This is a genomic window from Nocardiopsis prasina DSM 43845 (assembly GCF_000341265.1).
Lineage (GTDB): Bacteria > Actinomycetota > Actinomycetes > Streptosporangiales > Streptosporangiaceae > Nocardiopsis > Nocardiopsis prasina.
In genome coordinates, this window is record NZ_ANAE01000110.1 from 19,709 (window position 1) to 33,391 (window position 13,683).

The following is a 13,683-nucleotide window of genomic DNA, read 5'->3' on the forward strand; positions in this document are numbered from 1 at the left end:
CTCGTTTACGTGTGCGTCAGTCCCTGGGGGCGCAGACGGCCGTGGCGACGGCGGCGATGCCCTCGCCCCGGCCGGTGAGGCCCAGGCCGTCGGTGGTGGTGGCCGACAGGCTCACCGGCGCACCCACGACCTCGGAGAGGGTCTTCTCCGCCTCGTCGCGCCGGGGAGCGAACTTGGGTCGGTTGCTGATGATCTGGACGGCCACGTTGCCGATCTCGAATCCGGCCGCGTGCACGCGTGCGACGGTCTCGGTGAGCAGCGCCGCACCCGAGGCGCCCTTCCACCGGGGATCGGAGGTGCCGTAGTTCGATCCGAGGTCGCCGAGCCCGCAGGCGGACAACAGCGCGTCGCACGCCGCGTGGGCGGCGACATCACCGTCGGAATGGCCGCTGACACCATCTTCACCCGGCCATTCCAAACCGGCGAGAAAAAGTGTCCGTCCAGGAGAAAACGGGTGGACGTCGGTACCGACGCCCACCCGAGGCATTTTCGTCATGAATTACGTGATTCCGCGAGTATCAGTTCGTCAGAACCTCGTCGAGGAGGGCTTCCGCCTTGTCCTCGTTGGTCTTTTCCGCGAGTGCGAGTTCGCTCACGAGAATCTGCCGGGCCTTGGCCAGCATCCTCTTCTCGCCCGCGGACAGCCCGCGCTCCTTGTCCCGGCGCCACAGGTCCCGAACGACCTCGGCGACCTTGTTGACGTCGCCGGACGCCAACTTCTCCAGGTTCGCCTTGTAGCGCCTGGACCAGTTGGTGGGCTCTTCGGTGTGAGGTGCGCGCAGCACCTCGAAGACCTTGTCCAGGCCTTCCTGCCCCACCACGTCACGAACGCCGACATCCTCGGCGTTCGCGGCCGGCACACGCACCGTCAGATCGCCTTTGTCAACCCTCAGGACGAGGTAGGTTCTGTCCTCGCCCTTAATGGTGCGAGTCTCGATCGCTTCAATACGAGCAGCCCCATGATGGGGGTAGACAACAGTGTCGCCGACCTTGAAAGCCATGTGACAGGTACCCCTTCCGCTACCACAAGGATACCACGAATCTGTGACTTAACGTACCTATTAGGTTTGCGAACACGCAGGTCAGGCCACACATTTTAGGCCTTGACAAAGTGTACCCGAGGAGTCTCGGCGGCCCGGTCGGAGCGCTCCCGAGAGCCCTCTACCCCCACTGGCCAGCCGAAGCGCGACTTGACGAGGGCCCGGAACGGGATAGGGTTCGCCCCCGCCCGACCACCCTCCGCGAGCACTCGGAGCGAGATAGGTCACGATTTCGGATCGGGTCGGCCCACCCGTGACCCGTCCGGATCTCCGGGCCCGGCCGACCCGACCGCACCACACGTCATAACCCCGTCATCAGGCCTCGGGCTCGTAGTCCTCACGCTTCTCGCCCGTCACCATGTAGACCAGGTTGTCCGCCACGTGCACCGCGTGGTCACCGAAGCGTTCGTAGAACCGGCCGACCAGGGTGACGTCCATGGTGGCCTCCACCCCGTACTCCCAGCCCGGAGCGAGGATGCGCTGCAACAGCTTGCGGCGCAGCCGGTCCATCTTGTCGTCGTCCTTGTCCAGCTCCAGAGCGGTGTCGGGGTCCCGCTCCGTGATCACCTCGCCGGCCTTGGTCACCAGGAGCTCCGCCTGGTGCCCCATCTCCAGGACGATGGAGCGCACCGGCTTGGGGATCGCCGAGTCAGGGTGGCGGCGGCGGGCGATCTTCGCGAGGTGGACGGCGTGGTCGCCCATCCGTTCGAGGTCACCGCGCATCGCGAGGGCGGTGATGATGGTCCGCAGGTCCGAGGCGACCGGCTGCTGCCGGGCCATCAGGCTGAAGGCGGTGTCCTCGATCTCCTGGTCGAGGCGGTTGAGTTCCTCGTCACCGGAGATCACTTCCTGCGCCGCGTTCAGGTCACTGTCCAGCAAGGCCGTGGTGGCCCGCGCGACGGCGTGCCTGGCGAGCCTGGTCATCTCGACAAGGCGTTCACTCAGGCTGTCTAGGTCCTCATGGTAGGTATCGCGCATGTCGTCAATGCTCCCAGTCTGTGTTTGAAGAATCGGCCAAGAGTTGGTGAACGATGGAAGAACCTCGGTTGTGTCACATGTCCTGACCGGGTAAAGCCCCAGTCCGCACGTTTACGATCGAATCGTGCAAGGGGAACTTCTCGCCGCGGTCGTCGGCATCATCGGGCTCGTCGTGGGCGTCGCCATCGGCGTCGTCGCCGCCAGCCCCCTCTTCCGTACGCGCACCACACGGGAGGAGGCGCCGTCACCACGGCACGACGGCAGCACCCTCCCGCAGGGGGTGGCAGAAGTGCTGTCCGCGCTCCCCTCCTCCGCGGTGGTCCTCGACTCGGGCGACCGCGTGCTGCGCGCCTCCTCCGCCGCCCGGGCCTTCGGCCTCGTCCGGGGAGAGGAACTGGTCATAGGCGAACTCCTCACCCTGGCCCGCAAGGTCCGGCGCGACGGGGTGATCCGGGAGACCGACATCGAGGTGGCCGTCCGCAAGTTCGGCCCCGACGCCACGTCCTTCGCGGTGCGGGTCGCCCCGCTGGGCGGCACCGGTCTGGTGCTGGTCCTGGCCGAGGACCAGACCGAGCACCGCAGGGTGGAGGCGGTCCGACGCGACTTCGTGGCCAACATCTCGCACGAGCTCAAGACCCCCGTGGGCGCGCTGTCACTCCTGGCGGAGACCGTACAGGACGCCAGCGACGACCCGGAGGCGGTGCGCCGCTTCACCGGGCGGATGCAGACCGAGGCCTCCCGGCTCACGGCCGTCATCCAGGACCTCATCACGCTCTCCCGGATCCAGGGTGCCGAGCCCATCGCCGAACCCGCCCCGGTGGACCTGGGGTCGGTCGTCGAGGAGGCGATCGACACCGTGCGGATGCCCGCCGACGCCAAGGGCATCGAACTGGTCGGCAGCGGAGCCGAGGGGCTGACGGTGCTGGGTGACGAGGCGATGCTGGGGACCGCCCTGCGCAACCTCATCGCCAACGCCGTCGCCTACAGTCCGAAGAACACGCGGGTCGCGGTGTCCGTCGGGACCTCGCGGAGCAGCGTGGACATCAGCGTCGCGGACCAGGGGATCGGAATCCCCCAGCAGGACCTGGAGCGAATCTTCGAGCGGTTCTACCGTGTGGACGCCGCTCGGAGCCGGGCCACCGGTGGTACCGGTCTCGGTCTGGCCATCGTCAAGCACATCATGACCCACCACCGTGGAGAAGTGACCGTGTGGAGCAAGGAGGGGTCGGGGTCGACGTTCACACTGCGTCTGCCCAGACCCGAGAGCCGGGAGCTCGAAGCTTCCCGGAACGACAACCACCAGGAGACGGCACAGTGACGCGCGTACTCGTAGTAGAGGACGAGGAGTCCTACAGCGACGCCCTGTCGTACATGCTACGCAAGGAGGGCTTCGAGGTCGCGGTGGCGCCCACCGGGACCGTCGCTCTGGAGACCTTCGACCGGACCGGCGCCGACCTGGTGCTGCTGGACCTCATGCTGCCGGGACTGTCGGGCACCGAGGTGTGCCGGACCCTGCGGCAGAAGTCCAACGTCCCCGTCATCATGCTCACCGCCAAGGACTCCGAGATCGACAAGGTCGTCGGTCTGGAACTGGGCGCCGACGACTACGTGACCAAGCCGTTCTCCTCCCGCGAGCTGGTGGCGCGCATCCGCGCGGTGCTGCGCCGACGGGGCGAGGACGAGATCGTGCTGCCCGCCGCTCTCGAGGCCGGTCCCGTCCGCATGGACGTGGAGCGGCACGTGGTGACGGTGCGCGGCGACAACGTGCAGCTCCCGCTGAAGGAGTTCGAGCTGCTGGAGGTGCTGCTGCGCAACGCCGGGCGGGTCCTCACCCGGATGCAGCTCATCGACCGCGTGTGGGGCGCCGACTACGTCGGTGACACCAAGACCCTCGACGTGCACGTCAAGCGCCTGCGCGCGAAGATCGAGGAGGACCCGAGCACCCCGCGTTACATCGTCACGGTGCGCGGCCTGGGCTACAAGTTCGAGCCGGTCACCGTCGAGGTCGAGTAGGGCTCCTGGCGGATGTGGGAGGCTCCCTCCGGGTCCCTCCCCCCTCTCCGTCCCGACCCCGCCTTGCTTCGAGTCCCGGGCCGCGGTATCGCCGCGGACCGGGACCTTCGTGTTTCAGGGGCCGCCGCCCCTCTCCGAGCTGGTGCGCCCCTGTGGGATCCGACGGTGCCCGGCGGATCCCGTGGGTCCTCACCGGGCCCGTCCGCTCGGTCACGCCGGCTCCCGGTCGGCGGGCTCAGCGCCTCCCACGACCCGTCCCGAGGGCCGCCGGTTCCCCGGTGTGGCGTTCCACCGCGCGGGCCAGGACCTCGCAGGCGCGCCGGAGCTCCGCGCCTCCCGCCGACCCGTAGCCGATCACCAGCCCGTGCACGCTGGGCGCGCCGTGGCTGGCGCGGCGGGTGTCCTCCACCAGGACCCCCTCCTCGGCCGCCGCCGCGACCACCGGAGCGACCGCCGACTCGGGCAGGGTGAGCAGCACGTGGAGTCCGGCGGTGTCCCCGGCGATCCGCGTCCCGAGGTGTTCCACGAGCGTGGCGCGGCGGCGGGCGTACTCCAGGCGCATCCGGCGCAGGTGCCGGTCCAGGTCCCCGCGTTCGAGCAGGAGGGCGGTGGCGGCCTGCACGGGGCCGCTGGTGCGGTCGGACAGCTCGGCGCGCACGCGGGTGAGGCGTTGGAGCAGGTCAGGTTCGGCGACGATCCAGCCGATCCCGAGGTCGGGGTCGAGGGTCTTGGAGAGGGTGCCGAGCAGCACGACCCGCTCCGGATCGAGCCCGTACAGGGCGGGCAGGGGCGCCACGTCGTAGCGGAACTCGGCGTCGTAGTCGTCCTCCACCACGAGCGCTCCGGTCCGGCGGGCCCAGGCCAGGAGGCGTTCGCGGCGGGGCAGGGGCAGACGGCCGCCCAGCGGGTACTGGTGCGCGGGCGTGGTGTACACCAGCGCGAGGTCGTCGGTCAGCTCCCCGGGGCGGATGCCGTCGTGGTCGACGGGGCAGGGGACGATCTCGGCGCCGCGTGCGGCCAGGATGGTGCGGGCCTTGCCGTAGCCGGGTTCCTCCACTCCGGCGCGGAAGCGGGCTCCGGGGGCCGCGCCCCGCACAGGGGTCCCTCCCATGGCGGTCATGGCGCCCACCAGGTCGAGCCCGTTGCCGGTCCCCCGGGTGACCAGGACGTTCTCGGGCCCCACCCGGACGCCCCGGGTGCGGCGCAGGTGTTCGGCCAGCAGGGCGCGAAGTCGGGGCTCGCCCTGGGGTTCGGGGTCGTCGGAGGGCGGTACCTCGGCCGCGTGCCGCCAGGCCCGGCGCATGGCGGCACGGTCGTGGTCGCGGACCCAGGGTGCTCCCGCCCGCAGGTCGACCACCCCGGCCCGGCGTACCTCCTGCCGTGACGGACGCCCGCGCGGGGGCTCGGCGGAGCGCGGGGGCTGCGTTGGCCCGGGCGGACCGGGGAGGGGCTCGTGCTCCGCCACGAAGGTGCCCGAACCGTGGCGGCCGTCGAGCCACCCCTCGGCGTAGAGCTGCTGGTAGGCGTCGGTGACCACGGTGCGGCTCACCCCGAGCTGCGCGGCCAGGGCCCGGCTGGAGGGCAGCCGTTCACCGGCCCGGAGCGCACCGGAGACCATGGCCTCGCGCAGCGCTCCGGACAGCTGCGCGGTGAGCGGTGCGGGGTCGGAGCGGTCGAGGCGGACCGGTGGTTCGGCGAGGCGTCGGGCCAAAGTGGTCTTTCACTTCCTGCCAGAAGTGGCCATGGTTCGGATATCCACTTCTTCCTACGGTAGTCGCATGCTCTCCACGACAGAACGCACTCGTCTCAACCGCGCCAAGCACAAGACCAGGACCGACCGCACCGAACTGTACGACCTCCTCGACGAGGGCCTGGTCTGCCACATGGGCGTGGTCGTGGACGGGTCTCCCCGAGTGGTCCCCACGGGGTACGGGCGGATCGGCGACACGCTCTACCTGCACGGATCGACCGGAGCCCGGTCCCTGCGGACGGAGGGCGAGATGTGTGTGACGGTCACCCTGCTGGACGGGATCGTCCTGGCCCGCTCGGGATTCCACCACTCGGTGAACCACCGGTCGGCGATGGTCTTCGGAACGCCGCGCGTGGTCACCGACGAACAGGAGCGCTGGGACGGGCTGCGGGCGATCACCGAGCAGCTCGCACCGGGCCAGTGGGACGCCGCCCGCCAGCCCGACACCAAGGAGATGGCGGCCACCCGGGTTCTCGCGCTGTCCCTGGAGGAGGCGTCGGTGAAGGTCCGCACCGGCCCGCCCGCTGACGACGAGGAGGACTACGCCCTCCCGGTCTGGGCGGGTGTGCAGCCGGTCCGGACGGTGTTCGACCCTCCGGTCACCGACCCGGCGCTGACCCACGACCTCCCCGTCCCGGCCCACATCCTGGCCCGCGCGACCCGCTAGGCGGGGACTCCCTCAGACCTCCACGATGACCGTGAAGGGCCCCTCGTTGGTCAGGCCCACGGACATCTGGGCGCCGAACACCCCCGTGGCCACCTCGGCGCCCTGGTCCCGCAGCTCCTTGACGACGGCGTCCACCAGGGGCTCCGCGACCGGTCCGGGCGCGGCCGCCTGCCACGTGGGACGGCGGCCCTTGCGCGCGTCGCCGTAGAGAGTGAACTGGCTGACCACCAGCAGCGGCGCCTGCACGTCGGAGCAGGACTTCTCGTCCTCCAGGACGCGCAGGGTCCACAGCTTCCTGGCGATTTTCCGGGCCTCGTCCTCCGTGTCGGTGTGCGTGACCCCCACCAGGGCCATCAGGCCGGGTCGGGTGATCTCACCGACCACCTCGCCCTCCACCGTCACCGAAGCGTGCGACACCCGCTGCACGACAGCGCGCATGGTCCTCCCCTGCTCTCTTCCCGGGACCGCCCCTGGTCGGGGGCGGTGTCACCTCGATCGTTGCAGCTGGTTGAGCAGGCGCACACGGCGGGTGTTGGTGATCAGACCGGTGAGGGTGACCACGAACGTGCTGATCGAGTCCGAGAAGTCCTCGATCCGCCACTCCCGCGGGCCGGTGTACCAGTGCAGGCCGTCGCCGTCGAGCTCCTCGGGGCTGAGGTCGGCGATCGCGGCGGAGGCGAGGATGTTGGCCCAGCGGTCGACGTCGTCGAAGATCACCGCGTAGGGGAGGTAGCGCGAGTACAGCTCCACGCGTTCGCCGGGCGGGGCGCTCTGGGCCCGCTGGCTGAGGAGGTAGTCGCGGAAGCCCATCGTGTGCGCGTAGACGGAGCTGCCCAGTTTGGTCTTGGCCGGCATGTACTGCGCGCCCGCGGTGACGGCGGCCCCGGCGATGATGACGGCCAGACCGGTGAAGGCCGCGCTGGTGAACACCGCGAGCAGACCGGTCAGGACCACCCCCGAGGCGGTGAGCACCATACCGACCGTCGTCCAGGTCCCCCGCACCCGGCTGGGCGACCGGGAGAACCACTTGAGCCGGACCATGTCGCGGTACAGCTCCTCGCGGACCCGGTCCACACGCGCGGGGAAGTCCTCGGAGTGGCGGGAGGAGCCGAGTTCCGACAGACGCACGGAGCGCCGCTCTCCGAAGAGGGCGTCCAACAGGAGCCACTCGGAGGAGAGCAGGGCCTCCTCGGGAGGACCGTCCAGGCGGACCAGCCGCCAGTCCACCGAGGTGAAGTGTTCGTGGGGCAGCTCCTCGACCCGGATGTGACCGCGTACGGCCAGGTCGAGGACGGTACCGGTGAGGTCGGCGATGTCCACGCGCTCGTCGACCAGCGTGCCGATCTGGCCCGGGTGCACGTCGTCGGGCGGGGCGAAGCGCATCCGGCCGTGTTCACCGCGGGCCACGGGGGCGTGGTCGCCCTCCGCCGCCTCGTTGTGCAGCGCGCGTTCGTCGCGGCCCCGGATGCGGATGAGGGCGATCAGCCCGCCGACCAGGACCAGCAGGAGGAGACCGAACACGCTCGCGGTCCCCGGCGTCACCTGGAAGGCGGACGCCAGCGACCACCGGCGGGTCAGGATCGGTTCGCCCTCGGCGGTCCCGGGAGGGTAGTTGACGACGATGTCCAGCCGGTCGCTGGGCGTCATGTCGGCCTGGAGGAAGTGTGCGACGACCGCGTCCCCGCCCATGTCCGAGGCGGTGCAGTACATGGCGCTGCGGGGCTCGCCCGCAAGGCAGGACAGCGCCTCGGGCGGCTGCGGCGCGGTGACGGTGACGTCGGTGGAGCGGACGTCGTGGCTGTAGGCGCCCACGGCCCGCCACTCCAGCTGGACCCCCTGGGAGACCGCGCCGACGGTGCCGCTCACCCGGTAGCTGAGCCGCACCCCGCGGGTGCCCTCGGTGGGGATGCGCACGAGGAGCGCGCCGTCGGTCTCCTCGGTCTCCACCTGGAGGGTGGAGCCGCCGGAGTCGACCGCGGAGACCCCGTTGATCTCGAACCGGCGGTCGTGGTCGGTGTCGTAGAGCATCGTGGCGGTGAGGGCCCGGGTGAAGGTCTCCGGGGCTGGGCCCTCGAACCTGATGGACTCCTCGCCGTGGAGGGTGCCCCGTTGGTCCAGTTCGAGGCGGATGTCGTTGGTGATGTCCGTGTCCGTGGCGGAACGTCGGGCGATGACCGCCGGTTCGTGCCCCGGTACTGTGGTTGCCGGTGCGGTCGCCGTCACCGCGTGCGCCTCCCCTCCCGGCCACCCCACGGCGACCACCACGAACAGCGAGGAGTACACGAGCAGGGCCGTCGCCAACGCGACGGCCGGGCGCCAGGAGCCGACCCACCACATGACGCGAGAGCTTATCCGGTCCGTGAGCGGACCGTACCCATCGGGCGCCCTCCCCGGCGTCGCGTACCGGCCCCCCGCCGGTGGCTCCGTCGACAGTAGCTCCGGCGCGGCCGGGCCTCCCGTACGGAACGGGGGTTCGGACACGTGCTGACCCGTCGACGAAACCGGCCCGAGTCCGACCCGTGGGCGGAGCGCCCGGGGTTCCTCCAGCGCATGGGGCTGGGCGTCTCGCTGTCCCTGGGCACAGGGCTGGCCGCCGTGGGGTTCACCGGCTTCCTCGCGTTCTCGGCACTGTTGCCGACCGTGCAACCGGCGTGGGGCGAGCCCATCGGGCCGGACGCCACCCAGGTGCTCTCGGCCGAGTCCGTCTCGTCCTCGGAGCCCACCACGGCGGCGATCGAGGACCCGCTGGGGCAGAACCCGCTGTACGCCAACGGCGAGCTGGGCGAGGTCACCTGTCGGCCACCGCAGATGGACGCCGACGACCCGAAGTCGGTGGAGACCTTCGTGCACTCGATCGCCGACTGCCTGGACTCGGCCTGGGGCGCGTACTTCGAGGAGGCGGGCATCCCGTTCTCCTCCCCGAACCGCGTGTACTGGTACGCGGCGGGGAACAGCCCGTGCGGCCCCTTCCCGAAGGAGGGCACGGCGGCCTTCTACTGTCAGGCCAACCAGGGCCTCTACCTGGGGGTGGAGGACATCGTGGCGGCCTCGGCGGGCAGTGACGAGGCCGAGGCGTACACGTTCCTGCTCAGCCACGAGTACGGGCACCACGTGCAGGGGCAGTCGATGATCCTCGCCGAGTTCCGCTCCCTGCGGGCCAACGCCGACGAGGAGACCGCGGACGAGCTCACCCGGCGCAACGAGCTCCAGGCCAACTGCCTGGGCGGGGTGTTCGTCGGCTCCGCTGAGGAGTCCCTCGGTTACGGGAAGTCCGAGAGGGCCAATATCCTCGACTCCGTCGGGCTCCGCTCCGACCACGCGGGCACGAGCACGCACGGATCGGTGGAGAACGGTCGTCTGTGGACCGCGCACGGTCTGGACCGTCTCGATCCGGCGGCCTGCAACACCTGGGAAGCCCGCGAGGAGCTGGTGCGGTGAGCGGTGACCACGGTCCGGTCGGCTCCGACGAGCCCGGCGGACCCGGCCCCGGCGGTTCCGGTACCCCCCTGCCCGCGACGCTCACCCGGCTGGAGCACTCGCGCAGGGCCCACCGGGTCAACCGCAGGGTGTTCAGCGCGGTGTGCGGGCTCCTGGTGGCCCTGCTCGCGCTGTCGTTGCTCTCCTGGACCAGCGTCAACGAGGACGGCTCCGCCATGGACACGGTCTCCGAGCGGGCGGAGGGCGGCGACGACAAGCCCGGCCAGCCTCCGAGCCCGTCCGCCGACGCGCCCACCGGTCACCTGGGACTGCCCGGTCGCACCCTCCCGGACCGGCCGACCGGCCACAGCGCGCTGGTCGCCAACCCGATCTACGACACCGGTCGGCTGAGCCCGCTGCCCTGCCCGGTGCCCGAGCTCGACGTCGACGACCCCGGCTCCATGGAGCGGTTCCTGCACCTGGTCGCCGACTGCCTGGACGACGTGTGGAAGACCCAGTTCGACCGGGCGGGCATCCCGTTCGCCCCGCCGGACCGGGTGTTCTGGGAGGAGCCCGGGGTGAGCCCGTGCCGTTCCTACCCGTCCCCGGCGGGCGCCTTCTACTGCCGGGCCAGCGGCGCGATCTACATCGGCACCTCGGACGTGGTGGAGAAGTGGAACGGCTCGGATGACAGCGTGGTCTACGCGTCCCTGCTGGCCCACGAGTACGGGCACCACGTGCAGGGCGAGTCCGGGCTCCTGGAGTTCTACCACGAGCAGCGGCAGCTGGAGGTGGACGACGCGGGCCGCAACTCCTGGACGCGCCGAAGCGAACTCCAGGCCAACTGCCTCTCGGCGGCCTTCCTGGGGTCGATCCGGGTGAGCTACCCGCTCACCGAGGACGACCTGTCCACCCTTCTGGACGACGCCTCGGCCACCGCCGACCGTCCCGACGGTCCCGAGTCGGATCGCACGCACGGCTCCTCGGACAACAGCGTGTGGTGGACGCGCACCGGCTGGACCGAGCAGTCGGCGGGCGCCTGCAACACCTGGGACGTGAGTGACGAGGGAATGGTCAAGTAGCGTCCTCGGTCCGGGGTTGTCCACAGGCTCCGGGTTCTTCGTGTTTCATCGCGACTGTGCGTGGCAGGATGCTGACATGCCGGACACCCCCGAACCCTCCGGCTCGCACGAGCCCGAGCCCCCGCGCCCCGCGTCACACACCCTCTCCGCCACCCGACCCCCTGTCACCAGGCACTCCCCCGTGGACACCACGGTCACCACCGTCGTTCCCCCGGTCTCCCCGACCGCCGAGCCCGAGGCCGCTCCCACCCGCAACTGCGTGGAACTGCGCGTGCACGGTGTCAGCGGCGGACAGGCCGAGGAACTCCTGGACGTGGAGCCCGCCATGCGCGTGGGCGGCGACCGGCTCGCCGGTTTCTTCCGCTGGCGGCGCGAACCGGACACCCAGAGCGTCCCGGGGGTACGACGGGAGATCTTCGCCTGGGGCAACCTGACCTCGGGCAGCGCCTCGCGGGCGTTCTGGCTCCTGCTGCTGCCGTTCATGATGCTCAACGTGGCGTACTGGATGCGGCCCGGCCGGATGGACCGGGGGCAGACCGGGGTCCGCAGGGCCGCCAGCATCACCTACGGGGCCGGGGTCCGACTCCTGGCGCTGTCGCTGACCGTGCTCATCACGCTGGCCTCGGCCGGGGTCGGCATGGACCTGGTGGGCTGGCAGTGCGCGGGGCTGGGCGAGTCGTGTGTGCAGGCGCGTCCGTGGCTGGCCTTCCTGGCCTCGTCCTCCTCACCGCTGTCCGCACCGGGGTGGGGGCTGGTGGTCGGGGCGGTGCTGCCCGCCGCGGTGATCGTCGTGCTGTGGCGGCTGTCCCGCAGAACGGCGGCCGACTACGAGGTGGTGACCGGCCCGGTGCCGCCGGACCACTCCGAGGACGCGCCGCTGAGCCACCCGGACTTCTGGCGCAACAGCGAGATCATGGCCCGGCTGAGGTCGGCCCACATCGCCGTGGCCGTGGGAACCGTCGCGGCGCTGCTGCTGGTGCCCGCGTTCCTGCACGACCTGTCGGTCCGGGGCGTGGCGCCGGCGACCGATCCGGGGGCGTGGTGGCTCGGCGCGGTGTTGGCCGTTCTGCTGGGCGCCGTGGCGGCGGCGACTGTCGCGAGTGTGCTGGTACCCGGGCTGGACCCCCGGTGGAACGCCAGGGCGGACCGGTTCTGCCGGGTGCTGCGGGACACCATGCTCGTCCTGGTGGTGGCCGTGGCCGTCTACACGGTGTGGCCGCGGCCCGGCTGGGTGGCCGAGGGGCGGCTGCCCGGCAGTGGCACCATGCTGAACACGCTCTTCGCCACCCAGGGCGCGCTGGTGGTGATGCTGCTGGCGGCGGCCCTGGTGCTGTTCGCGGTGGACCGGCCGCACGAGCGAACCGCCATGCGAGGGCTGGCGGGACCGTCCACGGCCGCGCTCGGAACGCTGCTGGGCGGCGGGTTCTCGGCCGCGCTGGTGTACCAGGGTTCGCTGTGGCTGAGCGGCTGCGGTCCCATGAACGCGCCGGAGGCCGACTGCCTGGCGCTGTCGCCGCCGACCGCCTACTCGTGGTTGCAGCTGGCGTTCGCCTTCGAGGCGGTGATCGTCCTGGTCGTGGTGGCGGTGCTGGCGCTGCGCCTGCGCGGTGCGGTGCGGGCCCAGCTGCCCGAGGTGACCTCGCTCTACTCGCGGAGCGTTCGGGACCGCCGGACCTGGGACATCGCCAAGGCCAGGGCGACCGGGCAGATGACCGAGGTACTGCCCAAGGTGCTGGCCGCGCTGCTGCTTCCGGTGGTGCCGCTGGTGGGGCTGGCGCTCTACTCGATCCTCACCGGGAACCTGGTCGCCGGGCCGGTGGACGCACCCCTGGCGGTGGCCGGGGAGCTCCAGGGCGTGGCGCAGAGCGCGCTGGACGCGCTGGTGGGTGTGGGGTCGCTCATCGGCGGGGCGAGCCTGGTGGCGCTGGTGTGGATCGGCCGGAGCGCCTACCGGGACCGGCCGACGCGGCAGGCCGTGGGCGCGCTGTGGGACGTGGGCACCTTCTGGCCGCGTGTCGCGCATCCGCTGGCCCCGCCCTCGTACGCCGAACGCGCGGTACCGCAGCTGACCGCGCGGGTGGCGCGGATGGCCGGGGAGGGAACCGAGGTGGTGATCTCCGGCCACTCGCAGGGGTCGGTGTTGGCCGCCGCGACCGTGTGGCAGCTGCCCCGGAGCTGCCGGGGGCGGGTCTCGCTGATCACCCACGGCTCACCGTTGGACCGACTGTACGCGCGGTACTTCCCGGCCTACTTCGGTCCGGCCTCGTTCACCGACCTGACCGGCCGGGTGTCGGCCTGGCGCAACCTGTGGCGGGTCACCGACGCCATCGCCGGTCCGGTCAGACGCAGGAACGCGGACGCCGGGGACACTCCACCAGGTCCTGCCGGGGGTGGGGCCGGAGCGTCCCTGGACATCGTGGACCAGGCCGACCCGCTGCCCGACCCGCGTTCCTACGACGCGCCGCCGGGAGAGGCCAGACGCCCGGAGATCCTCGGGCACTCCCAGTACACGGAGGATCCGGCCTACGCCCAGGCACTGTCCGAGGTGCTGCCGCCAGTTCCCTCGGCCCCGAGGGAGGCACCACCGAGGGCCTCGACCCCGTACGGCGGTTGACGCCCTCCCGGAAGGACCCCGCGAGGCGTCCGCGCGGTGGTTCGCGCCGTCGGGGGCCGGGGCCGCGGAGCCGTCAGCGCGGAGACCGGGCCACGGAGACCGGTGCCCGCAGGGACCGACGC

12 protein-coding genes are annotated in these 13,683 nt (G+C 71.3%); 6 read left to right on the forward strand and 6 right to left on the reverse strand.

The genetic code is table 11. The annotated features are described in order from the left end of the window. Positions 1-16: 16 nt before the first annotated feature. From ispF to phoU, 3 genes are all read right to left on the reverse strand, one after another. On the reverse strand, positions 17-487 hold the full coding sequence (gene ispF / locus D452_RS0110750) for a 2-C-methyl-D-erythritol 2,4-cyclodiphosphate synthase (protein WP_193374227.1): 471 nt from the start codon (positions 485-487) through the stop codon (positions 17-19). A gap of 31 nt (positions 488-518) precedes the next feature. After that, positions 519-1,001, reverse strand: a complete 483-nt coding sequence (locus tag D452_RS0110755; protein ID WP_026129182.1) for a CarD family transcriptional regulator — start codon at positions 999-1,001, stop codon at positions 519-521. A 354-nt stretch (positions 1,002-1,355) separates the two neighbouring features. Beyond that, positions 1,356-2,018: a phosphate signaling complex protein PhoU gene (gene phoU, locus D452_RS0110760; protein WP_026129183.1), complete on the reverse strand. Its 663-nt coding sequence runs from the start codon at positions 2,016-2,018 to the stop codon at positions 1,356-1,358. A gap of 124 nt (positions 2,019-2,142) precedes the next feature. Here phoU and D452_RS0110765 point away from each other — a divergent pair, with 124 nt between their 5' ends. Together D452_RS0110765 and D452_RS0110770 are read left to right on the forward strand one after the other, a co-directional pair. Further along, positions 2,143-3,336, forward strand: a complete 1,194-nt coding sequence (locus tag D452_RS0110765) for a sensor histidine kinase (RefSeq protein WP_017544157.1) — start codon at positions 2,143-2,145, stop codon at positions 3,334-3,336. Beyond that, the gene (locus D452_RS0110770) at positions 3,333-4,031 is read left to right on the forward strand and encodes a response regulator transcription factor (protein WP_017544158.1); all 699 of its coding nucleotides are present in this window, start codon (positions 3,333-3,335) and stop codon (positions 4,029-4,031) included. The genes D452_RS0110765 and D452_RS0110770 overlap by 4 nt, the downstream gene beginning before the upstream one ends. Before the next feature lie 235 nt (positions 4,032-4,266). Here D452_RS0110770 and pdxR read toward each other — a convergent pair whose 3' ends face one another. Continuing rightward, positions 4,267-5,742: a MocR-like pyridoxine biosynthesis transcription factor PdxR gene (pdxR, locus tag D452_RS0110775; protein WP_017544159.1), complete on the reverse strand. Its 1,476-nt coding sequence runs from the start codon at positions 5,740-5,742 to the stop codon at positions 4,267-4,269. A gap of 67 nt (positions 5,743-5,809) precedes the next feature. On the opposite strand from pdxR, the gene D452_RS0110780 reads away from it, so the two are divergent. Then, entirely contained in the window at positions 5,810-6,448 is a 639-nt protein-coding gene (locus D452_RS0110780; RefSeq protein ID WP_017544160.1) for a pyridoxamine 5'-phosphate oxidase family protein, read from the forward strand. A 12-nt stretch (positions 6,449-6,460) separates the two neighbouring features. Here the strand turns inward: D452_RS0110780 and dtd are convergent, their stop codons facing one another. Both dtd and D452_RS0110790 read right to left on the reverse strand, forming a co-directional pair. Beyond that, on the reverse strand, positions 6,461-6,886 hold the full coding sequence (gene dtd / locus D452_RS0110785) for a D-aminoacyl-tRNA deacylase (protein WP_017544161.1): 426 nt from the start codon (positions 6,884-6,886) through the stop codon (positions 6,461-6,463). Positions 6,887-6,934: 48 nt separating this feature from the next. Next, on the reverse strand, positions 6,935-8,785 hold the full coding sequence (locus D452_RS0110790; RefSeq protein WP_017544162.1) for a DUF2207 domain-containing protein: 1,851 nt from the start codon (positions 8,783-8,785) through the stop codon (positions 6,935-6,937). A 213-nt stretch (positions 8,786-8,998) separates the two neighbouring features. Between D452_RS0110790 and D452_RS0110795 the strand changes: the two genes are divergently transcribed. From D452_RS0110795 to D452_RS28085, 3 genes are all read left to right on the forward strand, one after another. Further along, a complete protein-coding gene (locus D452_RS0110795; RefSeq protein WP_040693540.1) occupies positions 8,999-9,886 on the forward strand; it encodes a neutral zinc metallopeptidase in 888 nt (295 codons plus the stop codon). Further along, positions 9,883-10,947 (forward strand): neutral zinc metallopeptidase, encoded by a 1,065-nt coding sequence (locus D452_RS0110800; RefSeq protein WP_017544164.1) that lies wholly within the window; start codon positions 9,883-9,885, stop codon positions 10,945-10,947. Before D452_RS0110795 ends, D452_RS0110800 begins: the two co-directional genes overlap by 4 nt. A gap of 76 nt (positions 10,948-11,023) precedes the next feature. Further along, positions 11,024-13,561: a hypothetical protein gene (locus D452_RS28085; RefSeq protein ID WP_017544165.1), complete on the forward strand. Its 2,538-nt coding sequence runs from the start codon at positions 11,024-11,026 to the stop codon at positions 13,559-13,561. Positions 13,562-13,683: the final 122 nt, after the last annotated feature.

Coding starts and splice junctions, on each gene's coding strand:
- ispF (WP_193374227.1), bottom strand. CDS start 487: ATGCCTCGGGTGGGCGTCGGTACCGACGTCCACCCGTTTTCTCCTGGA.
- D452_RS0110755 (WP_026129182.1), bottom strand. CDS start 1,001: ATGGCTTTCAAGGTCGGCGACACTGTTGTCTACCCCCATCATGGGGCT.
- phoU (WP_026129183.1), bottom strand. CDS start 2,018: ATGCGCGATACCTACCATGAGGACCTAGACAGCCTGAGTGAACGCCTT.
- D452_RS0110780 (WP_017544160.1), top strand. CDS start 5,810: ATGCTCTCCACGACAGAACGCACTCGTCTCAACCGCGCCAAGCACAAG.
- dtd (WP_017544161.1), bottom strand. CDS start 6,886: ATGCGCGCTGTCGTGCAGCGGGTGTCGCACGCTTCGGTGACGGTGGAG.
- D452_RS0110790 (WP_017544162.1), bottom strand. CDS start 8,785: ATGTGGTGGGTCGGCTCCTGGCGCCCGGCCGTCGCGTTGGCGACGGCC.
- D452_RS0110795 (WP_040693540.1), top strand. CDS start 8,999: ATGGGGCTGGGCGTCTCGCTGTCCCTGGGCACAGGGCTGGCCGCCGTG.
- D452_RS28085 (WP_017544165.1), top strand. CDS start 11,024: ATGCCGGACACCCCCGAACCCTCCGGCTCGCACGAGCCCGAGCCCCCG.